Annotated in this window: 25 protein-coding genes; 11 read left to right on the top strand and 14 right to left on the bottom strand. The window is 76.1% G+C overall.

Going from position 1 to position 24,349, the window contains the following annotated elements; translation table 11 throughout:
* Positions 1-803: 803 nt before the first annotated feature.
* The 5 genes from CP974_RS25880 to CP974_RS25860 are packed head-to-tail and all read right to left on the bottom strand — an operon-like array spanning position 804 to position 5,506.
* Positions 804-1,376, bottom strand: a complete 573-nt coding sequence (locus CP974_RS25880) for a hypothetical protein (RefSeq protein WP_031128509.1) — start codon at positions 1,374-1,376, stop codon at positions 804-806.
* Positions 1,373-2,542, bottom strand: coding sequence for an ROK family glucokinase (locus tag CP974_RS25875; protein WP_031128511.1), 1,170 nt, complete (start codon positions 2,540-2,542; stop codon positions 1,373-1,375). Before CP974_RS25875 ends, CP974_RS25880 begins: the two co-directional genes overlap by 4 nt.
* Entirely contained in the window at positions 2,539-3,438 is a 900-nt protein-coding gene (locus tag CP974_RS25870) for an ATP-binding cassette domain-containing protein (protein WP_051838895.1), read from the bottom strand. Before CP974_RS25870 ends, CP974_RS25875 begins: the two co-directional genes overlap by 4 nt.
* Positions 3,435-4,493 (bottom strand): ABC transporter permease, encoded by a 1,059-nt coding sequence (locus CP974_RS25865; RefSeq protein ID WP_085921414.1) that lies wholly within the window; start codon positions 4,491-4,493, stop codon positions 3,435-3,437. Before CP974_RS25865 ends, CP974_RS25870 begins: the two co-directional genes overlap by 4 nt.
* On the bottom strand, positions 4,490-5,506 hold the full coding sequence (locus CP974_RS25860) for a sugar ABC transporter substrate-binding protein (protein WP_031128515.1): 1,017 nt from the start codon (positions 5,504-5,506) through the stop codon (positions 4,490-4,492). Before CP974_RS25860 ends, CP974_RS25865 begins: the two co-directional genes overlap by 4 nt.
* 403 nt (positions 5,507-5,909) lie before the next feature.
* Here CP974_RS25860 and CP974_RS25855 point away from each other — a divergent pair, with 403 nt between their 5' ends.
* The gene (locus tag CP974_RS25855) at positions 5,910-6,923 is read left to right on the top strand and encodes a Gfo/Idh/MocA family protein (protein WP_031135169.1); all 1,014 of its coding nucleotides are present in this window, start codon (positions 5,910-5,912) and stop codon (positions 6,921-6,923) included.
* A 147-nt stretch (positions 6,924-7,070) separates the two neighbouring features.
* Here the strand turns inward: CP974_RS25855 and CP974_RS25850 are convergent, their stop codons facing one another.
* From CP974_RS25850 to CP974_RS25840, 3 genes are read right to left on the bottom strand one after another with little or no spacing between them, the layout of a single operon-like run.
* A complete protein-coding gene (locus CP974_RS25850; RefSeq protein ID WP_078915824.1) occupies positions 7,071-7,601 on the bottom strand; it encodes a PaaI family thioesterase in 531 nt (176 codons plus the stop codon).
* Positions 7,602-7,610: 9 nt separating this feature from the next.
* Positions 7,611-8,300 carry a response regulator transcription factor gene (locus CP974_RS25845; RefSeq protein WP_051839877.1) on the bottom strand — a complete coding sequence of 230 codons (690 nt, stop codon included), beginning with the start codon at positions 8,298-8,300 and terminating at the stop codon, positions 7,611-7,613.
* Positions 8,297-9,526, bottom strand: a complete 1,230-nt coding sequence (locus CP974_RS25840) for a sensor histidine kinase (RefSeq protein ID WP_031135175.1) — start codon at positions 9,524-9,526, stop codon at positions 8,297-8,299. The genes CP974_RS25845 and CP974_RS25840 overlap by 4 nt, the downstream gene beginning before the upstream one ends.
* Before the next feature lie 253 nt (positions 9,527-9,779).
* Here CP974_RS25840 and CP974_RS25835 point away from each other — a divergent pair, with 253 nt between their 5' ends.
* Positions 9,780-10,004 (top strand): hypothetical protein, encoded by a 225-nt coding sequence (locus CP974_RS25835; protein ID WP_031135177.1) that lies wholly within the window; start codon positions 9,780-9,782, stop codon positions 10,002-10,004.
* 192 nt (positions 10,005-10,196) lie between these two features.
* Here the strand turns inward: CP974_RS25835 and CP974_RS25830 are convergent, their stop codons facing one another.
* A complete protein-coding gene (locus tag CP974_RS25830) occupies positions 10,197-10,817 on the bottom strand; it encodes a dihydrofolate reductase family protein (RefSeq protein ID WP_031135179.1) in 621 nt (206 codons plus the stop codon).
* 193 nt (positions 10,818-11,010) lie between these two features.
* Between CP974_RS25830 and CP974_RS25825 the strand changes: the two genes are divergently transcribed.
* Complete coding sequence (locus CP974_RS25825) at positions 11,011-11,817, top strand: IclR family transcriptional regulator (RefSeq protein ID WP_031135181.1); 807 nt, start codon at positions 11,011-11,013, stop codon at positions 11,815-11,817.
* A 256-nt stretch (positions 11,818-12,073) separates the two neighbouring features.
* On the opposite strand, the gene CP974_RS25820 is transcribed toward CP974_RS25825, so the two are convergent.
* A complete protein-coding gene (locus CP974_RS25820; RefSeq protein ID WP_031135183.1) occupies positions 12,074-12,778 on the bottom strand; it encodes an ABC transporter ATP-binding protein in 705 nt (234 codons plus the stop codon).
* Positions 12,775-13,866: an ABC transporter permease gene (locus CP974_RS25815; RefSeq protein ID WP_031135184.1), complete on the bottom strand. Its 1,092-nt coding sequence runs from the start codon at positions 13,864-13,866 to the stop codon at positions 12,775-12,777. Before CP974_RS25815 ends, CP974_RS25820 begins: the two co-directional genes overlap by 4 nt.
* A 465-nt stretch (positions 13,867-14,331) precedes the next feature.
* On the opposite strand from CP974_RS25815, the gene CP974_RS30510 reads away from it, so the two are divergent.
* The 3 genes from CP974_RS30510 (at position 14,332) to CP974_RS25795 (ending at position 17,552) form a co-directional block, all read left to right on the top strand.
* Positions 14,332-15,687: a sensor histidine kinase gene (locus CP974_RS30510; RefSeq protein WP_051839965.1), complete on the top strand. Its 1,356-nt coding sequence runs from the start codon at positions 14,332-14,334 to the stop codon at positions 15,685-15,687.
* Positions 15,684-16,313, top strand: a complete 630-nt coding sequence (locus tag CP974_RS25800; protein WP_031135792.1) for a response regulator — start codon at positions 15,684-15,686, stop codon at positions 16,311-16,313. Before CP974_RS30510 ends, CP974_RS25800 begins: the two co-directional genes overlap by 4 nt.
* 270 nt (positions 16,314-16,583) lie before the next feature.
* On the top strand, positions 16,584-17,552 hold the full coding sequence (locus CP974_RS25795; protein ID WP_051839959.1) for an aminoglycoside phosphotransferase family protein: 969 nt from the start codon (positions 16,584-16,586) through the stop codon (positions 17,550-17,552).
* 148 nt (positions 17,553-17,700) lie between these two features.
* Here the strand turns inward: CP974_RS25795 and CP974_RS25790 are convergent, their stop codons facing one another.
* Positions 17,701-19,599 (bottom strand): serine/threonine-protein kinase, encoded by a 1,899-nt coding sequence (locus tag CP974_RS25790; protein ID WP_150485864.1) that lies wholly within the window; start codon positions 19,597-19,599, stop codon positions 17,701-17,703.
* A 206-nt stretch (positions 19,600-19,805) separates the two neighbouring features.
* Between CP974_RS25790 and CP974_RS25785 the strand changes: the two genes are divergently transcribed.
* Positions 19,806-20,375, top strand: coding sequence for a nucleotidyltransferase family protein (locus CP974_RS25785; RefSeq protein WP_031136008.1), 570 nt, complete (start codon positions 19,806-19,808; stop codon positions 20,373-20,375).
* A 24-nt stretch (positions 20,376-20,399) separates the two neighbouring features.
* Here CP974_RS25785 and CP974_RS25780 read toward each other — a convergent pair whose 3' ends face one another.
* Entirely contained in the window at positions 20,400-20,849 is a 450-nt protein-coding gene (locus CP974_RS25780) for an ATP-binding protein (protein ID WP_031136006.1), read from the bottom strand.
* A gap of 136 nt (positions 20,850-20,985) precedes the next feature.
* Here CP974_RS25780 and CP974_RS25775 point away from each other — a divergent pair, with 136 nt between their 5' ends.
* The 4 genes from CP974_RS25775 (at position 20,986) to CP974_RS25760 (ending at position 23,479) form a co-directional block, all read left to right on the top strand.
* On the top strand, positions 20,986-21,843 hold the full coding sequence (locus CP974_RS25775) for a helix-turn-helix domain-containing protein (RefSeq protein ID WP_031136004.1): 858 nt from the start codon (positions 20,986-20,988) through the stop codon (positions 21,841-21,843).
* Positions 21,840-22,040 carry a DUF397 domain-containing protein gene (locus tag CP974_RS25770; protein ID WP_031136002.1) on the top strand — a complete coding sequence of 67 codons (201 nt, stop codon included), beginning with the start codon at positions 21,840-21,842 and terminating at the stop codon, positions 22,038-22,040. Before CP974_RS25775 ends, CP974_RS25770 begins: the two co-directional genes overlap by 4 nt.
* A gap of 180 nt (positions 22,041-22,220) precedes the next feature.
* Positions 22,221-22,841: a hypothetical protein gene (locus tag CP974_RS25765; protein ID WP_051839990.1), complete on the top strand. Its 621-nt coding sequence runs from the start codon at positions 22,221-22,223 to the stop codon at positions 22,839-22,841.
* 50 nt (positions 22,842-22,891) lie between these two features.
* Positions 22,892-23,479: a 3'-5' exonuclease gene (locus CP974_RS25760; protein WP_031135998.1), complete on the top strand. Its 588-nt coding sequence runs from the start codon at positions 22,892-22,894 to the stop codon at positions 23,477-23,479.
* 162 nt (positions 23,480-23,641) lie between these two features.
* Here CP974_RS25760 and CP974_RS29795 read toward each other — a convergent pair whose 3' ends face one another.
* Positions 23,642-23,812, bottom strand: coding sequence for a hypothetical protein (locus CP974_RS29795; protein ID WP_162887743.1), 171 nt, complete (start codon positions 23,810-23,812; stop codon positions 23,642-23,644).
* Between the last annotated feature and the right edge of the window lie 537 nt (positions 23,813-24,349).

Raw genomic sequence — 24,349 nt, 5'->3', positions numbered from 1 at the left:
GTGGGATCTCGTGCGAGCCTCCCGCGAGCGTCGGCCGAAAGACCGGGGAGGAGGTTCGCTGAACGCACTGCACACACCACACACGGTGAGTTGCGTTTCAACTGTAGGGGCGGCCCGAAGATCCGGGTAATGCCGATCTCTTGGGGGGTATGCACGGGGAACATGCGTCGGTCGCCCCGCCGCGCACCGGGCTCGGCGCCGGGGAGCCGTCCGGCCCCCGGCCGCTCGGCGGCCGCCGGCGGGCGCGTCCCCGTACGGCGGCGCCGCCCGCGCCCCCGCGCGGCGAGCGTCCGGGAGCGGGTCCGCACGGCCTCGCCCACCCCCCTCGCCGGCCCGCTGATCAGCGGCGACCGGCTGCTCGGAGCGACGGCGGGCCGCCACCGCCGGGGCCGCCGCGGCCGTCGCCCCGGCGGCCGTCCGGGACGCCGGGCGGCGGGCCACCGGCTCGGCACGCCGACGGCGGACCGCCGGGCCGCGCGGACGGGCGGCGGGGCGGGAGCCGGACCCGGCGGCATCTGACACACCGCTCACACCACCCCCGTCACGCACCACGCGGACCCGCTGCGCCGCGTTCCCCATGCCGTGCGCCGCCCTTCGACGACAGGGAGCACCCGGCGTTCTCGCGGCGGACCCGCGCGCGGCCGCCTCCGCGCCACGGCTCCGGACCGCGACGGTCATACGGCGCGCCGCCCCGCGGCGGTGGTCACGGGGCGGCGGTCACGGGGCGGCGGTCACGGGGCGGCGGTCACGGGGCCGCGCTCACGGGTGGGCGGCCGGGCGTCCGGCGGGGGGCCGGGCGGAGGTCACGGGGTGGCGGTGGAGACCACGTAGACGCGGGGGGCCGCCGGGTCGGTGAGGTCCACGGTGATGTCGCGGGTGGGGCGGGGCCGGTCCTGCCGGTGGGTGGTCCCGGACCAGTGGCGGTCGGGCGGGAACGTCCAGCCGACGACGCCCGCCTCGTGGTCGCCGACCGTGACCGCGCCCGGCTCCAGCGCGGAGCGGCTCGTGCCGCTGTCGCCGAGGAACGTGTCCAGCCCGGCGCCCGTGGTGGTGAACCGCACGTACAGGCGGCTCGACTTCCAGTTGCTCGTCTCGAAGTACGCCACGTCGCGGGAGCGGGCGGGGATCGGCACCTCGAAGACCCGGCGCTTCATCTTCGACGGCCAGCTGTCCCTGAGGCCGCTGGCGGACGACTCCGCCTCCTTGTCCCGGCCGCTGGAGCGGCTCTGCTCGGCGGAGACCGCCAGGTACCCGGCGGGGATGCCGATGAGCAGCACGATCACCAGGGCGGTGAACCAGCGGCGGCGGATCGTCTGGGCGCGGGTCTCCCCCGCCGGGCCGGGGGCGGACGGGGGGCTGGCGGGGGTCGGCGTCATGCTCCAGGGTCCTCGGGGGTGCGGGTGGTCCGGACGGCTCCGGCGCGGAACGCCTGCGCGTAGCGCTCGTACCGCTCGTAGCGCTCAAGGCGCCGCCGGTTGGCACGGCGGAAGCGGCGGGCGACCAGCCGGGCCAGGTCGGCGGCCCCGACCATACCGGCCTCGGGGCCCAGCTCCGCCTTGGCGACGCGGGCCTCGGGACGGTAGCCGCGGCCGGTGAGATTGCGCCGGAACGCGTCGCGGGCGGGGCCGATGAGCAGGTCGTCGGCGGCGCTGACGCCCCCGCCGATGACGAAGCAGGACGGGTCGAGGGCGGCGGCGAGGTTGGCGAGGCCGACGCCGAGCCACTGCCCGATGTCCTGGAGGAGCTCGACGCACATGGCGTCGCCCTCGCGGGCCAGCTCCGTGATGAGGGGGCCGGTGATGTCGGGGACGTGCCCCTTGACGCGCTCGATGATCTCGTACGCGACCGGGGAGTCCGCGGCGGCGAGCTCGCGGGCCTCGCGGACGAGGGCGTTGCCGGAGCTGTACTGCTCCCAGCAGCCGCGGTTGCCGCACGGGCAGCGGTGGCCGCCGGGGACGACCTGCATGTGGCCGAACTCGCCGGCGACGCCGTACTTGCCGCGCTTGACCCGGCCGTCCTCCAGGATGGCGCCGCCGATGCCGGTGCCCAGCGTGATCATCACCAGGTGGTCCTCGCCGCGTCCGGCGCCGAAGCGCCACTCGGCCCAGGCGGCGGTGTTGGCGTCGTTGTCGACCATGACGGGGACGGCGAGCCGGGCCTGGAGCGCGTCGCGCAGCGGTTCGTTGCGCCAGGCGAGGTGCGGGGCGAACAGGACGCGGCTGCGGTCGGCGTCGACCCAGCCGGCGGCGCCGATGCCGACCGCGTGCACGTCGTGCCGGTCGGACAGGTCGAGGACCAGCTCCACGATGGTGTCCTCGACCACCTTGGGGCTCTTGGACTTGTCGGGGGTCTCGGCGCGGATCTTCTCGAGGATGGCGCCGTCGGCGTCCACGACCCCGGCCATCACCTTCGTGCCGCCGATGTCGATGCCGACGGTGGGCACGCGCGGGGCGCTCAGGTGGGAGCGGCGCTCACGGCTGCCCATGGTGCGCAGGGCGGGGCCGCGTTCCGTGACGCGGAGGAGGTCGCGGTGCGTGCTCACGGGTCCTGTCGTCCCTGCCGGTCGGTGGGCCGGGCGCGCTCGGGGTCCGGCGGCGGGCGGTGCCCGCCGCCGTCGATTGTGCCAGGCGGGGCGGTTCGTTCCAGTTCGTGACGCAGGGCGTCGAGTTCGCTGCCGCCGGCCATCTGCCGGGTCAGCTCGTCCAGCGTGACGGAGTCCTTGGTGTGGCTGCCGGCCATGGCGCCGCGCTTGAGCAGGACGAAGCGGTCGCCGACGAGGTAGGCGTGGTGCGGGTTGTGGGTGATCAGCACGACGCCGAGGCCCGCGTCGCGTGCGGCGGCCACGTACTTGAGGACGACGCCGGACTGCTTGACGCCGAGGGCGGCGGTCGGCTCGTCGAGGACGAGGACCCGGGCGCCGAAGTGGACGGCGCGGGCGATGGCGACGCACTGCCGCTCGCCGCCGGACAGGGTGCCGATGGGCTGGTCCACGTCGCGCAGGTCGATGCCCATGCGGAGCAGTTCGGCGCGGGTGGTGGCGCGCATGCGGGCGGTGTCGAGGCGCTTGAAGGGGCCCTTGCCGACGGTGGGCTCGGAGCCGAGGAAGAAGTTCCGCCAGACCGGCATGAGCGGGACGACGGCCAGGTCCTGGTAGACGGTGGCGATGCCCCGGTCGAGGGCGTCGCGCGGGGAGGCGAGCACGGTCTCCTCGCCGTCGACGCGGAGCGTTCCGGCGTCGTGGGTGTGCAGCCCGGCGATGATCTTGATCAGGGTGGACTTCCCGGCGCCGTTGTCGCCGAGGACGCAGGTGATCTCGCCGGCGTGGACCCGCAGGGAGACGTCCCGCAGGGCGCGGACGGATCCGTAGCGCTTGCTCACCGCGTCGAGTTCGACCAGTGGGGCGGTCGTGCGGGGGGACGTCGGGAGGGGGGTCGTCATGCGGTGGCCTCCGCCCGCTTGCGGACCCAGGCGTTGAGGAGGGTCGCGAGGAGGAGCATCGCCCCGAGGAAGAACTTGAACCAGTCCGGGTTCCACTCGGCGTAGACGATGCCCTTGCTGGTCATGCCGAAGATGCACGCGCCGACGGCCGCGCCGACCGCGGAGCCGTAGCCGCCGGTGATCAGGCAGCCGCCGATGACGGCCGCGATGATGTAGATCAGCTCGTTCCCGACGCCCTCGCCGGACTGGACGACCTCGTACGAGAAGAGCAGGTGCTGCCCCGAGACCCAGGCGCAGAAGCCGACGCCCATGTAGAGGAGGGTCTTCGTGCGGCGTACGGGGACGCCGACCGCGCGGGCGGCCTCGGCGTTGCCGCCGACGGCGAAGACCCTGTTGCCGAAGCGGGTGCGCAGGAGGATCCAGGTGGCGGCGGCGACGAGGGCGAGCCACCACAGGACGGTGACCTTGAGCGTGGCACCGCCGATGGTGGCCTCGGAGGCGAACACGGCGCGGGCGGAGGCGAAGCCCTCCATGTCCGCGATGGTCTTGGTGGAGACCGTGCCGCTGATGAGCTTGGTCAGGCCGAGGTTCAGGCCGGTCAGCATCAGGAAGGTGCCGAGCGTGATGATGAAGCTGGGCAGCCGGGTGCGGGTGAGCATGAACCCGTTGAAGAGGCCGACGGCGAGGGTGACCAGGAGGGACACGGCGACGCCGACCCAGGCGTTGGCGGTCATCTGGTAGCTGAACATCGAGGAGACCAGCGCCGACGTGGTGACGAGCACCCCGGCGGACAGGTCGAACTCGCCGCCGATCATCAGGAGGGCGACCGGCACGGCCATGATGCCGATGGTGGACGCCGCGTAGAGCACGGTGCCCAGGCTCGCGGCGCGCAGGAAGCCGTCGGCGGTGAGCGCGAAGAAGAGGAAGACGGCGACGGCGCCGACGACCGAGCCCAGCTCGGGCCGGGTGAGGAGCCTCCTCAGCGGGGCGGCCTGCGCCGGCCGCTCGCCGCCGGCCGGGTCGCGCTCGGCGGGCGGGGCGGTCACGGCGGTCATCGCGTCCCCCGCTCGGTGTAGGCGGTGAGGGCCTTCGCGTCCTTCTCCGTGATGATCTGCGGGCCGGTGAGGACCGGGCGCCCGCCGCCCAGCACGTCGGCGTTGTAGCGGTGGAGCCACAGCAGGTCGACGGCCTCGTACCCCTGGAGGTACGGCTGCTGGTCGACGGCGAAGGCGAGGGTGCCCGCGCCGAGGCCGGCGGCGACCTTGGCGTTGAGGTCGAAGGTGGCGATCTGGGCCTGGGAGCCCGCGGTGCGCCGGGCCTGGGCGGCGGCGTCGGCGAACGGCGCGCCGAGGGTGACGACGGCGTCGATGGCCGGGTCGCTCTGCAGCTTGGCCTCGATGGACGCCTGGACGTCGGGCATGTTGGTGCCGTCGACGTAGAGGTTCTGCAGGGTGCCGTCGAAGGTCTCGCGCACGCCGGAGCAGCGCTGCTCGTGGCCGACGTTGCCCTGCTCGTGCAGGACGCACAGGGCCTTCGTCCGGCCGCGCCGGTCGAGCTCGTCGCCGACGGCCTGGCCCGCGATGGCCTCGTCCTGGCCGATGTGGGTGAGGGCGCCGTACGCCTTGGACTGGGCGGAGCCCGAGTTCACGGTGATCACCGGGATGCCGGCGGCGACGGCGCGGGCGACGGACGCCTTGAGCGCGTCGGGCTTGGCGAGGGTGACGATCAGGCCGTCGACCTTCTTGTCGACGTACGAGTCGACGAGCTGCGCCTGCTGCTGGCCCTCGTCGCTGTGGGCGTACAGGAAGTTGATGTTGTCCTTGGCGGCGGCCTGGCGGGCGCCCTTCTGGACGATGTCCCAGAAGGTGTCGCCGTCACCCGAGTGGGTCACCATGGCGAAGGTCCAGCGGGGCGTGGTGACGTTGGCCCGGCCCTCGGCCGCCGCGGCGGCCTTCCTGGCGTCCTCGGCGCGCTTGCCGCCGGTGGCGCTGCAGGCGGTCAGGGTCACTCCGAGTGCCACCGCCAGCACGGCGGCGACCGCGCGTACTCCTGTCCGAACCGTTGCCACGAGCCCGCTTCCTCCTGCTGTCCACTGGGGTCCTGCCGCTGCCGGGGTGGGCGTTTCGTCCCTTCCCGACCGTCCAGTATCGGTCATGTGGCGCGTCCGGACGCCCACCGGGTGGGTGCGGGAGGGGTGCGGGGTGGGTGCGGGGCGCGCGTCCGGACGCCCACCGGGCGGGTGCGGGGTGGGTGCCGGGCGGTGCGAGGCGGATGCCGGATGTCCCCCGGCGGGTGCCGGGTCGGCGCCGGGGGCTCGCCGTCGCGGCGCGGGGCGCTCCGGGTGGTGGGGCGCGGGCGGCGGGGCGGGGCCCAGCGGGGGGTGCGGACGGGGGGACGGGCCGGGGGCGCCGCGCCGCCACGTGCGGGCGGTGTCTTTGACACGGCGCCCCGGCCATGCCCCACTGTGGGACATGCGTATCGGAATGATCGGAACCGGGCGTATCGGAACCTTCCATGCGAAGGTGCTCAGCCGTCACGCGTACGTCGGCGGGCTCGTCGTCACGGACGTGGACGCCGAGCGGGCGGAGCGCCTGGCGCGGGCGATCGGCGCGACGGCCGCGCCCAGCTCCGACGAGGTCTTCGCGTGGGGCGTGGACGCCGTGGTGATCGCCTCGGCCACCGCCTCCCACGCCGACCTGCTGGTCCGGGCCGCCCGCGCGGGGCTGCCCGTGTTCTGCGAGAAGCCGATCGCCGTGGACCTGCCCGGCACACTGCGGGCGCTGCGGGCGGTGGGGGCGGCCGGGACTCCGCTCCAGATCGGCTTCATGCGGCGGTTCGACGCCGGGTACACCACGGCGCGCGCGACCGTCCGAGCCGGGCGGCTGGGCCGGCTGCACACCGTGCGGACGGTCACCTCGGACCGGGAGCCGCCGCCCGCCGCGTACCTGCCGCTGTCGGGCGGACTGTTCCGGGACTGCCTCGTGCACGACGTGGACATGGTGCGCTGGGTGACCGGCCGGGAGGTCGTCGACGTGTACGCGGCGGGCTCCGACCGGGGGGACGCCGCCTTCCGGGAGGCGGACGACGTGGAGACGGCGGCGGCCCTGCTGACCCTGGACGACGGCACCCTGGTCACCTCGACGGCCACGCGCCGCAACGGCGCCGGGTACGACGTGCGGATGGAGCTGGCCGGGGAGCTGGACCAGCTCGTCGTGGGCCTGGACGACCGCACGCCGGTCACCTCGGCCGAGCCGCAGGGCCCGCCGGCCGCGCCCCGGCCGTGGACGGGCTTCCTGGAGCGGTTCGCCCCGGCGTACGAGGCGGAGCTGGACGCCTTCGTCCGGTTCGCGCGCGGCGAGCGGGACAACCCGTGCGACGGGCGGCAGGCCCTGGAGGCGCTGCGGGTCGCCGAGGCCTGCGAGCGCTCCCGCCGCGAGCGCCGCCCGGTGCGGCTCGCGGAGGTGCCGGGGCTGGACGGGCCGTAGGGCCGAGGCGGCCTGCCGGGGCCGGACGGGGTGAACGGCCGGGACCGGAGGCGGTGCGGGGCCGGAGGCCGGGTGCGGGGGGGCGGAGGCGGTACGGGCGCGGAGGCGGGCACCGGACCGGAGGCGGTACGGGGCCGGGGCTGCCGTTCAGGGCGCCGGGTCGCGGGGCGGCTCGGCGGCCAGGACGGTGCCCTGCGCGACCGCGCACAGCGTCTCCCGCCGGCCCGTGCGGCCCGGCTCGTCCGCCCCGCCCGGCTCATCTCCCACGCCCATCCCGTCCCCCACGCCTGCCACACCTTCGACGTCCGTTTCGCGGTCCCCGCCCGTCGTCAGCAGGTCGCACCGGACCACGGCCTGGCGGCGGCCCGCGTGGACGACCGCCGCCCGTGCGATCAGGGAGCGGCCGACGGCGGGGCGCACGTACTGGATGGAGAACCCGGCGGTGAGGACGGCCGGGCCCAGCGCGGTCCCCGCGGCGAAGGTGATGGCGTTGTCCGCCGCGTACGACAGGACGCCGCCGTGCAGGAAGCCGTTCTGCTGGAGCAGTTCGGGCCGTACGTCGAGCTCCAGGACCGCCTCGCCGTCGCCGAACGCGGTGACGCGGGCGCCGACGAGGCGGCTGAACGGCTGGCTGTCGAGGACCTTCCGGGCGAGGTCGAGCGCGGGGTCACCGGTCATGGGCGCAGCCTAGGGCGCGCCGTCGCCGTCGAGAAGGCCCGCGTCGTGGACGAGCAGCGCGATCTGCACCCGGTTGTTGAGGCCCAGCTTCGCGAGGACCCGCGAGACGTGGGCCTTCACGGTGGGCACCGACACGTACAGCGTGGCGGCGATCTCCGCGTTGGAGGCGCCCCGGCCGACCGCGAGGGCGACCTCCCGCTCCCGCTCCGCGAGCTCCGCCAGACGGCGCGCGGCGGCCGTGCGCCGGTCGTCCTCCCGTACCGCCGGGCCGGGCGCCGCCCCGGCGACGTGGGTCATGAGCTGGCGGGTGACGGCCGGGGAGAGCACCGGGTCGCCGGCGGCCACCTTCCGCACGGCGTCGACGATCTGGGCGGGCGGGGTGTCCTTCAGGACGAATCCGGCGGCTCCGGCCCGCAGGGCGCGCAGGACCTGCTCGTCGGCGTGGAAGGTGGTGAGGACGACCACGTCGGGGGCGCCGGGCCGGGCCCGCAGCCGCTCCGTCGCGGTGAGCCCGTCGACGCCCGGCATGCGGACGTCCATGAGCACGACGTGCGGGGCGAGGCGGTCCACGAGCCGGGGCACCTCGGCGCCGTCGGCGGCCTCGCCGACGATCTCGATGTCGTCGGCGCCGCCGAGCATCAGGGAGAGTCCCGCGCGGACGAGGGGGTCGTCGTCGACGACGAGCAGCCGGATGGTCATGCGGGCCACGGTAGCCAGGCGTGGACGGCGAAGCCGCCGCCGGGGCCCGCACCCGGACCGTGCCTGAGCCGGCCCCCGGCGAGGGTGGCGCGCTCGGACAGCCCGATGAGCCCCTGTCCGGACCCGGGCACGTGCGGAACCGGCCCCGGGGGCGCGGTGTTGCGCACGTCGACGGTGAGCCCGTCTCCGGGGCGGCCCCGCACGAGGACGTCGACACGGGCGCCGGGGGCGTGCTTGCGGGCGTTGGTGAGGCCCTCCTGCACGATGCGGTACACGGTGCGGCCGGTCGCGGCGGGGACGGCGGCGGGGTCCGGGACGTCCGTGTCGAGGGTCACGGCGGTCCCGGCCTCTCGGGACTCCGCTATCAGCGCGTCGAGCGTGGCGAGGGTGGGCTGCGGCCGGTTCCCTCCCGCGCCGTCGGCATCGCCGGGCGCCCGGAGGACGCCGATGATCTGGCGCAGGTCCTGGAGCGCCTCGTGGGCGCTGTCGCGGATCACCCCCGCCGCGCGGGACACCTCGGCGGACGGCGCGTCCGGGCGGAACTCCAGGGCGCCCGCGTGGACGCTGAGCAGGGTCAGCCGGTGGGCGAGCACGTCGTGCATCTCGCGGGCGATGGCCTCGCGGGCGGCCCGCTGCGCCTGCTCGGCGCGCAGCCCGGCCTCCGTCTCGGCGCGGCGGGCCCGCTCCCGCAGGGCGGCGACGAGCTGGCGGCGGGAGCGGACGAGCATGCCCCAGCCGGTGGCCAGGAGCAGCATGACGAGATTGACGACCAGGTTGACGACCCCGTCGATCTCGGGGTCGGGGCGGAGGAACCCCTGGAGGGTGCTGCACACGAAGGCCGCGCCCGCGACGGCGGCGAGGCGCCGGGGCGGCAGCCGTACGGCCGCGCCGAACACGGCGACCACCACGGCGCCGCCGGTGGCCGGGGTGACGATGCCGATGACGGACGCGGCGACGGCGGTCGCGGCGGGGCGCCCTCGGCGCGCCCACAGCAGCAGGCACGCGACGGCGCCCAGGATCTCGTCGGCGAGGACGACGGCGTCCGACTCGTTGATCTGGCGGCTGTTGTGGACGACGGCGATCCCGACGAGGCACGCGAAGGCGAACGCCAGCGTGTCGACGGCCCAGTCCCGCACGGTACGGCGGCGGCGCCCGCCGCGGGGGTCGGGGTCGGCCGCCCGCGCCAGGTCGGAGGGAAGCAGCCAGGGGTACTCCGCGTGTGTCACGCGCTCCACGCTAGACGGCCCCGCCCGCGCGGACGCCTCCGCGCGGCGGTCCGGCTACCGAAGTGGGCGAGGTGTGGACTTCGGTAGGGCCGGGGTGGACTTCGGTAGCGGGATGGGGACTTCGGGACACCGGGGTTCGACTCCGGTGGCGGGGAGCGGACCCGCGCCGGTCGGACGGGTGTCGACCTCCGGACCGGTGGGACATCCGGAGGTCGGAAGCGCCGGTGGAGGGTGCTGCCGGAGGATCGGCCCCGTGAAGAGGATTCTCGAAGTGCTGGGCACGGCGCTGCTCGTGGTGGGCGGCGTGGGCGTGGTCCGGGAGCTGACCGACGGGTGGTTCGCCTTCATGGGCGTCACGCGGGTGGTGGTGGAGCACCTGCCGCTGCTGCGGGACTCCCCGCTGTTCGCGCACGTGCTGCTGGCCGTGACCGGTTTCGGGCTGCTGATGACGGCCGACCGGGAGGGCGGGCGGGGGTGAGGGGCGCCGTGCGGCGAGTGGCGGCGCGGCGGCGGCACGCGGGGCGGGGGACGTACCTCCCGGGTCGCTCCCGCATCGCGTCCGGCCCCGCCGGGGTCGCTCCCGCATCGCGTCGGGCCCCGCCGGGGTCACTCCGGGAGGGCGTCCGGCCCCGCCGGGGTCACTCCGGCAGGGCGTCCGGCCCCGCCGGGGTCACTCCGGCAGGGCGAAGGTGCCGAACTCCGCGGGGCCGGTCGGCCGGTACGTCTGGATGGTCGCCCCGGTGGACGTGGTGCGGTGCCCGGTCAGCTCGTACGCCGTCGGGGCGCCGCCCTCCGGGAAGAGTCTGCGGCCCTTGCCGAGGAAGACCGGGAAGACCAGCAGGTTCAGCTCGTCCAGCAGGTTCCGGGCGATGAGGCCCTGTGCGAGCCGGGCGCTGCCGTGGACCTGCACCTCGGGGCCGGAGCGCTCCCCGAGCCGGGCGGCGGTCTCGGCGAGGTCGTCGCCGACCAGGTGGGTGTTGTGCCAGTCGGCCTTCGCGAGGGTGCGGGACACGACGTACTTCGGCAGGGTGTTGAGGCGGCTCGCGATCGGGTCCCCGGGGTCGGTGACCCGCGGCCAGTACGAGGCGAAGATCTCGTACGTGCGGCGTCCGAGGAGGAAGGCGCCGGCGCGGTCGAAGACCTCGGTGACGAACCGGCCCATGTCCTCGTCCGCGAAGGGGACGAGCCAGCCGCCGTGGTCGAAACCGCCGCTGCGGTCCTCGTCGCGGCCGCCGGGGGCCTGCATGACGCCGTCGAGGGTGAGGAAGGCGGTGAGGGTGAGGCGTGCCATGGCGGTGCCCTTCGTCGGTTCTCCGTTCCGTCACCAGGGCAGACCCCGCGGTCGCCCGGAACTCATCGCCGGGCGGCCGGCCTGCCGTCGCGGCGGCTCTGACCGGCGGGGATGCCCCGCCGTCGGCGCCCCGACCGGCCAAGGGGCCCGGTAGGCTGCTGCCTTGTCCGTCCGCCTCGAAAGGACCGTTGACGTGCCGCCGTCCAGCGCCAGCACCACCGACGCCGCCCCCAAGCCCGCGGGCGGCACGGGCGGCGTGCAGTCCCTCGAGCGCGCCTTCGACCTCCTGGAGCGGATGGCCGACGCCGGGGGCGAGGTCGGGCTGAGCGAGCTGTCCGCCGCCAGCGGGCTGCCGCTGCCCACCATCCACCGGCTGGTGCGCACCCTCGTCGCCTGCGGCTACGTCCGCCAGCAGCCCAACCGGCGGTACGCCCTCGGCCCGCGCCTGATCCGCCTCGGCGAGTCCGCCTCCCGCCTGCTCGGCACCTGGGCCCGCCCGTACCTGGCGCGGCTGGTCGAGGAGACCGGCGAGACCGCGAACATGGCCCTGCTCGACGGCGACGAGATCGTCTACGTCGCCCAGGTGCCGTCGAAGCACTCGATGCGGATGTTCACCGAGGTCGGGCGGCGGGCGCTGCCGCACTCGACGGGCGTGGGCAAGGCGCTGCTCGCGCACACCCCGCCGGAGGAGGTGCGCGCGCTCCTCGCCCGTACGGGCATGCCCGCGGCCACGGAGCGGACCATCACCACGCCGGACGGCTTCCTCGCGGCGCTGGAGCAGGTGCGCGCGGCGGGGTACGCGGTGGACGACAACGAGCAGGAGATGGGGGTGCGCTGCCTCGCGGTACCGGTGCCCGACGCGCCCACGCCGGCGGCGATCTCCATCTCGGGCCCGGCCGGGCGGGTGACGGAGGCGGCGACGGAGAAGATCGTCCCCGTGCTCCTGGAGGTCGCCCGCGACCTGTCGGCGGCTCTCACCACGGCGTCGGCCCGCGGCTGACCGCCCGACCGGACGCCTCCCCTCCGCTCCCCTCCGTGGCGCCGCCGGGCCGCGCCTCCCGTCCCGCCGCCCGGCCGTCCCTCGGTGGCGGACCGGCGGCGGGGGGAGGAGGGACGCCCGGCCGTTCGGCGCCCCCCGGCCGACCGGACCCGGCCCCCTCCCTTGCGTCGTTGGTCGGCGGGATCCAGCCCCCCGCGCGCCCCGGCCCCGGCGGCCCCGGCCCTCCCGGCCCCCTCCCCGCGCCCTCGGGCCGGCCTCAGGCCGCCGTCAGGCGCCCGTCGCGGACCGTGACCGTGCGGGTGGCGTGACCCAGATGGGTCGGGTCGTGGGTGACCAGCAGCGTCGCCGCGCCGCGCTCCCGCGCCAGCCGGGCCAGCAGGCCCACCACCGCCTCGCCGCGCTCCCGGTCCAGCGCGCTGGTCGGCTCGTCCACCAGCAGCACCCCCGGCTCGTTCACCAGCGCCCGCGCGATGTTGACGCGCTGCCGCTGGCCGCCGGACAGCTGGTGGGGCCGCCGCCCCGCCTCGGCGGCCAGCCCGACCGCGTCCAGCAGTTCCATGGCCCGCCGTCGCGCCGCGTCCCCGGCCGCCCGGGCCCGGCCCCGGCCACCGCCGCGCCCCCGGCCCGCCAGGTGCGCCATGACCTGCACCTGCTCGACCGCCGTCAGCGCGGGCAGCAGGTTCGGCTGCTGGAAGACGATGCCGATCCGCTCCCGCCGCAGCGTCGCCTTGCCCGCCCGGTCCAGCGTGCCGGTGTCGACACCGTCCACGACCACCCGCCCCCGGTCCGGCGTCACCAGCGTCGCCGCCACGGCCAGCAGGCTCGACTTGCCGGACCCGGACGGGCCCACCACCGCGACCAGGTCTCCCCCGGCCACCTTCAGCCCCACCCCGTCCAGCGCGGTCAGCCGGCCGTCGCCGTCCGGGTAGGTGAGGGTCACATCGTCCAGAAGCAGGCTCATCGGGCGCTCCCCAGCGCGGTGAGAGGGTCGACGGCGGTGATCCGCCGGATGGAGAGGGCCGCGCCCAGCACGCCCAGCGCGATCATCACGGCGGCCGGCCCCAGTACGGTCAGCGGCTCCAGGACGAAGGGCACGTCGCCGCCGCTGACCAGCGCCCCCAGCGCCGCCGCGAGGCCCGTGCCCAGCAGCGTGCCGGCGCCGAGCATCACCACGGCCTGCCCCAGCGCGTCGCGCAGCAGGTAGGGCGTGGAGGCCCCGAGCGCCTTCAGCACGGCGATGTCGCCGCTGCGCTGGATGGTCCACACCGTGAAGAACGCGCCCGTCACCAGCGCCGAGATCACGAAGAGGAAGCCGCGCATGAGCTGGAGCGAGCCGTTCTCGGCCTGGTACGACGCTATGGCGCCCAGGGCCTCCTCGACGGTCCGGCTCGCGGTGCCGGCGGCCCGGTCCCCGGCCGCGTAGTCGACGCCGTCGCCGCCGCGCAGCGCGACGACCGTCGCCGAGGTGCCCTCGGCGGCGGGCCCCGCGAGGCCCTGCCAGTCGTCGAGGTGCGTCCAGACGACCGGCGTGTGGCTGTACGAGGCGTCGCCCGCGACCCCCGCGACGGTCACCCGCAGCTGCGCGCCCAGCCGCACCTCGTCGCCCTCCCGGACGCCCAGCTCCTCGGCGGCCGAGCGGGACAGGACCGCGCGCCCGGCGGACAGCAGGCCGCTCTCGGGGGCGATCCCAGCGGCCGGGCGCGTACCGAACACGGAGACCGCGGCGGCGCGCTCCCCCTCGCCGGCGACCGCGTTGAGGGTGCTGATCCCCACCGGCTCGGCGGCCGTCACCCCCGGCCGCTCCGCCCAGGTCCGCCAGGCGCGCTCGGGCACCGCGGACGCGGTGAACGACACCTCCCGGCCGGCCGGCGGCGCCGCGAAGGCCAGCCGGTCGGCCGGCAGCCCGGTCACCGCCGAGATGTTCTCCCGCGCGAGCCCGGCCGTCAGCCCGGACAACAACCCCACCAGCAGGGTGATCAGAACGATCACCGTGCCCATCAGTGCGAACCGCCCCTTGGCGAACCGCAGATCTCTCCATGCCACGAACATGCCCCCAGCCTGGCCGCCGCCCCGGCCCCCCGGCATCGCGCCACGGGCGGCCACCGCGTCAAACTTTCGGTTGAGGCGTCACCCGCGCGCGCCGCCTACCCTGGACGGGCCATGGATCCCCGCACCACCGCGCACGACTCCGCGCCCCACCCCGCCGGTCCCCGTGCCGCCGCGCCCCGCCCCCCTTCGCCGCACCCCCCTTCGCCGCACCTCCTTTCGCCCCAGTCCGCGGAGCCTCACTCCGCGGAGCCGCGCGCCTCCGTGCCGCGCCGCGCGGACCGGGGCGCCGCCGCCCCGCCCGCGGCCCGGCCCGGCACCGACGCCGCCGGTCGCGAGGCCGTCGGCCCCGCCCCGGACCCCGGCGCCACCCCTGCCGTCGGCCCCGGCCCCGGCGGGGCGCGCTCCCCCGAGGCCCCCGGCCGTACGCCCGCGCCGCGCGTCCTGCGGCTCGGGCTGCACCTGCTGATGGCGGGCCTGCTGGCGCTCGCGGCGGTACGGGCGGCGGCAGCCGGGGACGCGGCGCGCGCGGCGGCGGTCGCCGGCGCGTCGGCCCTGGTGGGCGCCGTGTACGCGGCGGGGCCCGCGCTCCGCTCCGTGCGCACCTCGCGCCGGGCGGCCTCGGTGTGGCTGGGCGGGCTGTGCGCGGCGTGGATCGGGCTGCTGGTGCTGACGCCGGACGCCCTGTGGGTGGCCTTCCCGCTGTACTTCCTCCAGCTGCACCTGCTCCCGGTGCGGCGGGCGCTCCCGGCGGTCGCGGCGACGGCGGCGGCAGCGGTCCTCGCGTACGTGGGCCACGGGGCGTCGGTGAACCCCGGCGTCTTCGTCGGGCCGCCGCTGGGGGCGGCCTTCGCCGTGGCGACCGTCCTCGGGTACCAGGCGCTGTACCGGGAGAACGAGCGGCGGCGGCGGCTGATCGACGAGCTGGTGTCCACCCGCGCCGAGCTGGCCGCCGCCGAGCGCCACGCGGGCACCCTCGCCGAACGGGAGCGCCTCGCCCGCGAGATCCACGACACGCTCGCCCAGGGCCTGTCGTCCATCCAGCTGCTGCTGCGCGCCGCCGAGCGCGCCCTGCCGCCCGGCTCCCCCGCCGCCGCCCACATCGAGCGGGCCCGCGAGGAGGCGCAGGGCAATCTCGCCGAGGCGCGCCGCTTCGTCCGGGCCCTGACCCCGCCGGACCTCCAGCAGGGCTCCCTGGTCGCGGCGCTGGAACGGCTCTGCGCGCCGGGCGCCGCGTCCGGCGCGGCGCCGACCGGGGCCCCGGGCAGGGCTCCGGTCGCGGGCCCTGACACGGCTGCGGTCGCGGGCCCCGGTGCGGCTGCGGAGGGCGTACGTCCGGAGGGCTCGGCACCGCACGGCGGGGCGCCCGGACGGGAAGCGCCGGACGGCGGCGTACCGGACGGCAGGGCTCCGGACCGTGGGGCTCCGGTGGGTGCGGTGCCGGCGGTCGGAGCCGCCGGGGGCGGGCCCCGGGTGCGGTTCTCGCTGAGCGGGACGCCCGTGCCGCTGCCCACCCCGTACGAGGTGGCCCTGCTGAGGATCGCCCAGTCGGCGCTGGCCAACACGGTGCGGCACGCGGCGGCCGGGCGGGCCGAGGTCACCCTGACCTTCATGGACGAGTCCGTGACGCTCGACGTGGTGGACGACGGGAGCGGCTTCGACCCGGCGGCGCGGGTGCCGTCGGCGGACGGCGGTTTCGGGCTGCCGGCCATGCGGGCGCGCGCCGAGTCGCTGGGGGGCACCTTCACGGTGGAGTCGGCGCCCGGCCAGGGCACGGCCCTGGCCGTGACGCTGCCGCTCCTGCCGCCGGGGGCCGCGGCATGACGGTACGGCTGCTGCTGGCGGACGACCACCCCGTCGTACGGGCGGGTCTGCGCGCCGTCCTGGAATCCGAGCCCGGGTTCGAGGTGGTCGCCGAGGCCGCCACCGCGGAGGCCGCCGTGGAACGGGCGGCGGCGGGCGGGGTGGACGTGGTGCTGATGGACCTGCGTTTCGGGCCGGACGGCATGCACGGCTCGGAGGCGACGGCCGCGATCACCGGGCGGGGCGGCGGGGCGCCTCGGGTGCTGGTGCTCACGACGTACGACACGGACGCCGACATCCTGGCGGCGGTGGAGGCGGGGGCGAGCGGCTACCTGCTCAAGGACGCCCCGCCGGAGGAGCTGGCGGCGGCGGTGCGCACGGCGGCGGCGGGGCGCTCCGCGCTGGCCCCGGCGGTCGCGCACCGGCTGATGCACCGGCTGCGGGCTCCCGCGCAGGCGCTGACGCGGCGCGAGCTGGAGGTGCTGGGACTGGTCGCGGAGGGGCTGTCGAACCAGCAGATCAGCAAGCGGCTCTTCCTCAGCCAGGCGACGGTCAAGTCGCACCTGGTGCACGTCTTCGCGAAGCTGTCGGTGGAGTCGCGGACGGCGGCGGTGGCGGAGGCCCGCGCGAGGGGCCTGCTGCGGTAGCCCGCCCGGCCCGCGGGCGGGGCGGTCGTACGCCTGCCGGGCGGGGCGGCCGTACGCGGGCCCGGCGGGGGGCGGCCGTACGCGGGCCCGGCGGGGGGCGGCCGTACGCCTGCCGAGGTAGTGGGCCGCGGTGCATCGGCTGTCACGGGAGCACGGCGGTTGCCACGGGCAGAGCCGGACGACGGCCGGTGCGCCGCGGCGGCGGCCCGCCCGTCGGCCTCCGGTAGGTTGCGGCGCGACCCCGGTTCCCCGCGCGGAAGGAGGCTCGACGTGAGCAGGCTGGAGGCATCCGAGGTCCCGCATCACCTCGCGGCGTCGTACGCCTCGGGCTTCGGTGAGGACGGGAGAGCCTGGATCGCCGGACTGCCGGCTCTGGCGGCGAGCATGCTGGAACGCTGGGATCTGGAACGGGACGGCCCCGCGCGAGCCGGAGAGTCCTCGTTGGTGCTGCCCGTGCTGCGCCCCGACGGCGCGCCCGCGGTGCTCAGACTCCAGATGCCCAGAGAGGAGACCACCGCCGCACTGATCGGCCTTCGCACCTGGAACGGCAAGGGGATGGTGCGACTGCTCGACCACGATCCCACGAGCAGCAGCATGCTGCTGGAACGCCTGGACGGCGCCAGAACCCTGGCCTCGGTCAGCGATGACGACGTGGCGATGAGCACCCTCGCCGAGCTTCTCGCGCGGCTGGTCGCAGTGCCCGCGCCCCGGAGTCTGCGCGGTCTCGGCGACGTCGCCTCCGAGATGCTGGACCAAGTCCCCCGGGCGGTGATGGCGCTGGCGGATTCGGCCGACCGGCGGCGCGTGCGGAGCTGGGCCTCGGCGGTGGCCGAACTGGCCGGTGAGCCCGGGGAGCGGATGCTGCACTGGGATCTGCACTACGGCAACGTCCTCGCCGCACAGCGCGAACCGTGGATCGCCGTCGACCCCGAGCCACTCGCCGGCGACCCGGGATTCGATCTGTGGCCCGCCCTGGACAGCAGGTGGGACGACGTCGTGGCGAAGGGCGACACCCCCCGCATCGTGCGGCGGCGCTTCGACCTGCTCACCGAGGTCCTCGGGCTGGACCGCGCACGCGCGACCGGCTGGACTCTGGGACGGCTGCTGCAGAACGCGCTCTGGGACGTCGACGACGGTGGGACCCGGCTCGCCCCGTCCGCCGTCGCGGTCGCGGACTCGCTGCTCAACCGGCCGCCTCCGGCCGGCGGCGTGACGGCGACGAGGATCCTGCCCGTGTGACGACTGCCGTGCTCCGGCTCAAACGGCCGGGCGGTACGCCTGCCGGTGCGGTACCCCTGCGGGTGCGGTACGGGGGCCGGACCGGTGCCGGTACGGGGGCGGTGCGGGGTCCGCGCCGCCCCCGCCCGGCATACGCGAGGGCCGGCCGTCAGCTGGGCTGCTCCACGTCCATCGCGCCCCGCCACACCGTCACGTCGAGGGTGATGTAGTCGCTCGGGTCGGACTCGGGCGAGAAGCCGAGGACCGTCAGCAGCGCGACGTCCCCGGCGCCGTTCTGGAGGCAGACGCGGGAGCCCTTGGTCATCTGCGAGTCGCGGATGTAGCGGGTGTACCGCGTCTCGTTGAGGCAGGTCTCCAGCGTGCCCGCCTGTCCGTTGCGCAGCATCACGAGGCGTCCGCCGTCGGAGGTGGAGAGGCCGGACGTGCCGTAGTCGATGTCGCCGCCTTCCCGCTTGGGCTTCAACGGGTCGTCGGCGAGGGTGAGTTCGTACCCCTCGGTCAGGTCGATGCCCTTGTACTCGACGGGCTCGGGCGGGGCGGCGGGAGGGTCGGCGGGGGCGCTGGGCGACGCCTCGCCGCCGTCCGCGCCCGCGTCCGCGCCGGTGCTGTCGCCGGCCGGGGCGCCGTCGCCCTGACCGGCGGTGTCCGTCTCCGTGGCGGGCTTCGGCGTGCCGGAGGAGGCGTCCTGCGTCCGGCCGGCGCGGTCCTCCTTGCCGCTGTCCTTGAGGAGGGCGTAGGCGGTGGCGCCGCCCGCGACGGCGAAGGCGACGATCGCGGCGACGGCGACCAGCGCGGCGCGCGACTTCCGCTTCGGCGCGGGCGCGGGCGCCTGCGGGACCGGCGCGCCGGGTGCCCCCGGACCGTACGGCGCGGCGCCGACCACCGGGTGGGTGTAGGGGTGCGGCTGCGGCGGGGGCGTGGGGGCGTGGCCGGGGCCCATGGCGGGCGGCGGGCCGAAGCCCTGCGGCGGGGCGGGCGGCGCGGCGTGCGCGGTGGCCGGGTGGGTGGGCGGCGGCGTGGCGTGGCCCGCGGCGGGCGCCTGCGCCGCGCCCGGGACCTGCCCGGCGGGGCCGGGCGCGGACCCGGCGGGCGGGGCGGCCGGCGGGGGCGGGGTCGTGGCGGCGGCCGGGGCGGGCGCGGCGGCCCGCGTGGTGATGTCGGCGGCGACGGCGCCGGGCAGCCACTCCTCGGGGCGGCGCAGCGCGGTCTGGTCGCTCGCCCGGTGGCACAGCGTCAGGACCTCGGCGACGGCCGGCCGGGCGGCTGGGTCCTTCTCCAGGCAGCGGCCGACCAGCTCCCGGAGCTGCTCGGGCAGGCCGTCCAGCGACGGCTCCTCGTGCACGATGCGGTAGAGCACCCCGTGCGAGGTGCCCTCGCCGAAGGCGGGGCTGCCCAGCGCGGCGTACGCGGCGACCTGCCCGAGGGCGAACACGTCCGTCGCGGGCGTCACCGTGCTGCCCGCGGCCTGCTCGGGCGCCATGAACGACGGGGTGCCGATGGTGACGCCGCTGCTGGTGAGCGAGGTGGCGTCGGCGGCGCGGGCGATGCCGAAGTCGATGACGCGCGGGCCGTCGGAGGCGAGGAGGACGTTGCCGGGCTTCAGGTCGCGGTGGACGATGCCGGCGCCGTGGATGACCTGGAGGGCCTCCGCGATGCCCGCGACGAGCAGCAGCACCGTGTCGACGGGCATGGGGCCGTGCCTCTGCACGGCGTCGGCGAGGGAGGGGCCGGGGACGTAGGCGGTGGCGAGCCACGGTTCGCGGGCGTCGGTGTCGGCGTCGATGACCGGCGCCGTGTAGAGGCCCTGGACGCGCTGGGCGGCCTGCACCTCCTGGGCGAAGCGCCGCCGGAACTCGGCGTCCTGTGCGAAGTCGGGGCGGATCACCTTGATGGCGACGGGACGGCCGCCGGGCGTGTACGACAGGTAGACCTTGCCCATGCCGCCCGCGCCGAGGCGCGCCGCGAGCCGGTACCCCGCGACGGAGCGCGGGTCGTCCTCCTCCAGCGGCTGGAAGACGGTCCCCCGATGGTGCTGACCACCACTCATCAATCCATGTCTCCTGAGAAGAACTCACCGCGCCTGCGGTGTGCGGTACTTGTGTCTCCGGCACGGGCCGTGCCGGACCCCGAACCCTATCCAAGCGGTGCGTCCCGGCTCCACGCGCGGGCGCGGTGCGGTATGCACGGACCGTGGACGGCACACACGCGTACGACAACCGGGGGGCCGCGACCGCTTCGGCGCCGGTCGCCGGCCTGCTGCTCGCGGCGGGCGGGGGGCGGCGGCTCGGGGGGCGGCCCAAGGCGCTGCTGGAGCACCGGGGGCGGCTGCTCGTCGAGCACGCGGTGGGCGCGCTGCGGGCCGGGGGGTGCGGGGCGGTCCACGTGGTGCTGGGCGCGGCGGCCGGAGCGGTCCGGGAGCGGGCCGACCTGTCGGGGTGCGTGGTGGTGGAGAACCGGGACTGGGAGCGGGGCATGGGCTCGTCGCTGCGGGCCGGGCTGGCGTCGCTGGCGGGGAGCGGGGCGGGCGCCGCCCTGGTGACACTGGTGGACCAGCCGGGGATCGGCGCCGGCGCGGTGGCACGGCTGGTGGGCGCGTACCGCGGGCCGGGCTCGCTGGCCGCGGCGTCGTACGGGGGGCGTCGCGGGCACCCGGTGCTGCTGGGGGCGGCCCGCTGGGCGGACGTGGCGGACGGCGCGGAGGGCGACCGGGGCGCGCGGACCTACCTGCGGGCGCACGCGGCGGAGGTCGCCCTGGTGCCGTGCGACGACGTGGCGGAACCGTACGACGTCGACACGGAGGCGGACCTGGGGCGTCTGCGGTGAGGGGGCACGGGGCCGCCCCACCCGTCAGACGATGGTGACGTCGAGTTCCGCCCACACCGACTTGCCGGGTGCTCCGGTGCGCGGCACGACGCCCCACCGGTCGGCGAGTTCGGCGACGAGGTACAGGCCGCGGCCGGACTCCTCGTCCCGTTCCGGTCGGCGGGGCCGGTCCGGCGACGGCCGGCGCTCCGTGCGGGTGTCGGTGACCTCGACACGGACGAACGTCGCGGCCGCCAGGAGCCGCAGCGCGAAGTCCCGTCCCGGTACGTGGCCGTGGCGCACGGCGTTCGCGGCCAGTTCCGCGGTGATCAGCGTCATGGACTCGTTGACGGAGCCGTCGTAGGGGTGGCCCCACTCGTGCAGCCGGTGCGAGGTCAGCCGGCGGGCGAGGCGGGCGCCGCGCGGAGTCGAGGTGAACCGCATCGCGAAGTCGCGGACGGTACCGGCGGTGGGAGGGCGGGTCTCGGTCGTCATGCCTATGAGGATCTTGGCTGGTGCGTGTCCCCACCAGCAGGACCGCAGGTACGGAAGGTCGCTGTACGGGTACGGGGCGTGGCCTGTCGGGGCGTCGATCCGTTACTCCTGCGACGGTCAAACGGAGGTGGGGAGCATGACGGAGGAACGTCGGCCCGAGGGACCGACGGACAGCGGCGAGCACGACGGGGACGACGCGGGGACCGAGGTCCTGAGGTCCTTCGGGAGGCAGCTGAAGATCTTCAGGACGCTGGCCGGACTGTCGCAGGCGGAGCTCGGAGGACGGCTCGGGTACAGCGAGGCCCTGGTCGCGTCGGTCGAACAGGGCCGCCGCATCCCCAAGGAGCACTTGGTCGAGAAGGCCGACGAGGTGCTGGAGGCGAGGGGCGTCCTGGCGGCGCGGAAGGAGGAGGTGGCGCGCGTCCGCTACCCGAGCTTCTTCCGGGACGCCGCGCGGGTGGAGGCGCAGGCGGTCGAGCTGCACGCGTATGACACACATGTGGTCAAGGGACTGCTACAGACACAGGACTATGCGCGGGCCGTGTTCACCAGGCGCCGTCCGCTACTTGACGAGGAGACGATCGAGCAGCGCGTAGCTGCGCGAATGGCACGCCAGGAGATCTTCTCGCGCTGGCCTGTGCCTCTGATGAGCTTCGTGATGGAGGAAGCGGTGCTGCGGCGCCCCATCGGCGGCAGATCCGTCCTGCGGGGTCAGTTGGAACACCTCATGCTCATGGGCGAGAAGCGGAGCGTGGAGCTCCAGGTGATGCCTCTGGACCGCGAGGACCACGCCGGGCTCAGTGGTCCGTTCACACTGATGGAGACGATGGACGGCCGCAGAGTGGCCTACGTCGAGGTGCAGAATGTGAGCCGCCTCCACATCGACCGCAAGCCAGTCCGAGAGATCGAGGCGCAGTATGGAATCATCCGGGCCCAGGCTCTCACCCCGCGAGAGTCGATGGCCTTCATCGAGAAGTTGCTAGGAGAACTGTGAGCAGGGACACGGCACTTGACATAGAACTGCGCTGGTTCAAGAGCAGCTACAGCAGCGGCGAGGGTGGGGACTGCGTGGAGGTGGCCTCCCACCGGGGCAGCGTGAACGTTCGGGACTCCAAGCACGCGGCGGGACCGTCCTTGTCGTTCGGCAGCGACCGTTGGGCGTCCTTCGTGGCGTACACCAAGGAAGCCTGACCGCTTCGGTCACGTTGGTGCCCCGCCGCCGGTCGCGATCCGGCGGCGGGGCGCCTTCTTGTACGGGACCGGAGGCGGGCGGTCCCGCGCCACACTCCGCGGGCGCGGTTCCGGGGCCGTTGTCAGTGGGGTGCGCTTCACTGGATTCGTCACGGAGAGTGACCGAATCCGGGGGGTGTCATGACGGACCGTGCGACGTTCGTGTCGCTGGAGGGCCTGCGGTCGCGGGGGTGGACCGACGGGATGGTGCGCGACCTGCTGGGGCTGCCTGACGTGCAGGGGCGCAGTCCGCGGCAGGCGGTGGGCGCGCCGGTGCGGCTGTACCTGCTGGCGCGGGTGGAGGCCGTCGAGCGGGCGCGGGAGTTCGCGGTGTGCGCGCGGGCCGGCGGGGTGGCCGGACTGGCGGGGCCACGGGTGGCGGCCGAGGGCAGGCGGCGGGCCGTGCTGGCGACGCTGCGGGCCGAGCCGATCCGGGTGCCGGTCCTGCCGCCCGCCGAGCTGGAGCGGCGCGCGGTGCGGTATCGGCGGGAGGTGGGCGGGGCCGGGGCCGACGACGGGGCGGGGACGGGCGACGGGGCGGGCGCCTCCCTGGCGCGGTGGCAGGTCGGCTACCTGCGGAACGCGCTGCGGTCGTACGACGCTCTGCTGGACGGGCTGTTCGCCGCGTCCGGGCGGGCGGAGGCGGAGCGGCTGCTGCGGTACCGGGTGTACGCGGCGATCGCGTCGGCGTATCCCTGGCTGGCCGAGGAGTGCGGGCGGCGGATGGGCGGGGGCGGGGGCGGTGGCGGCGGCGGGCGGTGACGCGGGAAATCGGGTGGGGCGGGAGGCCGGGGCGTGGGATGCTCCGCGGCATGGTCCAGCGTGTGCGCCCCAGTCTGTACATCTCCGTGGACATCGAGGCCGACGGGCCGATCCCGGGCCCGTACTCGATGCTGAGCCTCGGTGCCGCCGTCGCCGGGCGGCAGGACGCGGGCGGATACGTGGCGGCGAATCCGGAGGCCGCGACCTTCTACCGGGAGCTTCGGCCCTCCGGCGGGGAGTTCGTGCCCGAGGCGCTGGCCGTGAGCGGCCTGGACCGGGAGCGGCTGCTCGTGGAGGGGGACGAACCGGAGGCGGCCATGCGGGAGTTCACCGCGTGGGTGCGGGAGGTGAGCCGGGGCGCCCAGCCGGTGATGTGCGGCTATCCGGCGGCGTACGACTGGATGTTCCTGTACTGGTACCTGATGCGGTTCACCGGCGAGAGCCCGTTCGGGCACTCGGGCTGCCTGGACATGAAGACCCTGTACGCCGCGAAGGCGCGGGTGCCGCTGCGGTCGGTCGCCAAGCGGACGATGCCCGCGGGGCTGCTCTCGCGGCGGCGGCACACGCACCACGCCCTGGACGACGCGATCGAGCAGGCCGAGCTGTTCAGCAACCTGATGGGCTGGTCCGGGGCCTGACGGGGTGCTGCCGCAGGCCGAGCGCTTCCGGCCGGAGGGCTGCGCTGCGCCGGGCGCCGGGGGCCGCGCCGGGTTCGGGATGCCCCGGAGAAGGGTGTGCGCAGGCACCGCGCCGCGCGCCGGGCGTGGCGGCGCGGGCGGCGCGCGGCGAGGCGGCGCGGGTCAGGAGGGGCTCGGGTGGCTGGGGTCCACGAGGCGTTCGAGGACCCTGCGGACCGCCCGGTAGGCCGTCGCCGTCACCTCGTCGGGGGCCCGCCGCTCCTCGCCTCTGGCCCAGTCACGGGCGGCCCGGAGCCGGCGGAGCAGTTCGTCCGCGTCCACGATGTCGGTCATGTGGATACGCCTACCCCGCCATCGCGCCGCCATGGCAGGGAACGGCCCCGTTCCCGGTGGGTTCGGGCGGGGGCGTCCGCCCGCCCGGCCGGGCGGGCGGAGGGGGCACGGAGGGGCGGAATCTCGTCAGCGATGGCCCGGGGAAGGCCGGTGGCCTGCCGGCGCCCACCAGGCAGGACGTACCGCCGCGCACGGCGGCGCCGACGGGGCGGGCGGCGGTGGCCCCGGCGTCCGCGCGGGGAGCGCGGTCGACGTGGCGGGCGGGAGTGTGGAGCCCATGCCCCCGCCTCGTCCGGCGCCCCGGCAGCCGCCCTGGCGACTGGACGCTCAACTTCCGTCGCTGGGGCGGCCCTTCGGAACGTGAGCGCGTTCCCCCGCTCGGCCGGGTCGGGCTCCGGCACATGGTCCGGAAGCCTTGACCCACACGCCCTTCCGTTCTGCGGAAGAAGAGATCCGTCATGGGAAAGCGAGGGCGGATCGGGTGCCGGAACCCGTCAAGGCGTGGCTGAATGCCCTCGCCAACCCCCGGCCGGTGGT

The organism is Streptomyces fradiae ATCC 10745 = DSM 40063 (assembly GCF_008704425.1).
Lineage (GTDB): Bacteria > Actinomycetota > Actinomycetes > Streptomycetales > Streptomycetaceae > Streptomyces > Streptomyces fradiae.
Note: the sequence above shows the minus strand (reverse complement) of the source record. Positions and strands in the feature narration are given on the sequence as shown.

Coding starts and splice junctions, on each gene's coding strand:
- CP974_RS25845 (WP_051839877.1), bottom strand. CDS start 8,300: ATGACCATCCGGCTGCTCGTCGTCGACGACGACCCCCTCGTCCGCGCG.
- CP974_RS29795 (WP_162887743.1), bottom strand. CDS start 23,812: ATGACCGACATCGTGGACGCGGACGAACTGCTCCGCCGGCTCCGGGCC.
- CP974_RS25870 (WP_051838895.1), bottom strand. CDS start 3,438: ATGACGACCCCCCTCCCGACGTCCCCCCGCACGACCGCCCCACTGGTC.
- CP974_RS25850 (WP_078915824.1), bottom strand. CDS start 7,601: ATGACCGGTGACCCCGCGCTCGACCTCGCCCGGAAGGTCCTCGACAGC.
- CP974_RS25790 (WP_150485864.1), bottom strand. CDS start 19,599: ATGAGTGGTGGTCAGCACCATCGGGGGACCGTCTTCCAGCCGCTGGAG.
- CP974_RS25880 (WP_031128509.1), bottom strand. CDS start 1,376: ATGACGCCGACCCCCGCCAGCCCCCCGTCCGCCCCCGGCCCGGCGGGG.
- CP974_RS25815 (WP_031135184.1), bottom strand. CDS start 13,866: ATGTTCGTGGCATGGAGAGATCTGCGGTTCGCCAAGGGGCGGTTCGCA.
- CP974_RS25760 (WP_031135998.1), top strand. CDS start 22,892: ATGGTCCAGCGTGTGCGCCCCAGTCTGTACATCTCCGTGGACATCGAG.
- CP974_RS25865 (WP_085921414.1), bottom strand. CDS start 4,493: ATGACCGCCGTGACCGCCCCGCCCGCCGAGCGCGACCCGGCCGGCGGC.
- CP974_RS25855 (WP_031135169.1), top strand. CDS start 5,910: ATGCGTATCGGAATGATCGGAACCGGGCGTATCGGAACCTTCCATGCG.
- CP974_RS25765 (WP_051839990.1), top strand. CDS start 22,221: ATGACGGACCGTGCGACGTTCGTGTCGCTGGAGGGCCTGCGGTCGCGG.
- CP974_RS25775 (WP_031136004.1), top strand. CDS start 20,986: ATGACGGAGGAACGTCGGCCCGAGGGACCGACGGACAGCGGCGAGCAC.
- CP974_RS25830 (WP_031135179.1), bottom strand. CDS start 10,817: ATGGCACGCCTCACCCTCACCGCCTTCCTCACCCTCGACGGCGTCATG.
- CP974_RS30510 (WP_051839965.1), top strand. CDS start 14,332: ATGGCGGGCCTGCTGGCGCTCGCGGCGGTACGGGCGGCGGCAGCCGGG.
- CP974_RS25800 (WP_031135792.1), top strand. CDS start 15,684: ATGACGGTACGGCTGCTGCTGGCGGACGACCACCCCGTCGTACGGGCG.
- CP974_RS25780 (WP_031136006.1), bottom strand. CDS start 20,849: ATGACGACCGAGACCCGCCCTCCCACCGCCGGTACCGTCCGCGACTTC.
- CP974_RS25820 (WP_031135183.1), bottom strand. CDS start 12,778: ATGAGCCTGCTTCTGGACGATGTGACCCTCACCTACCCGGACGGCGAC.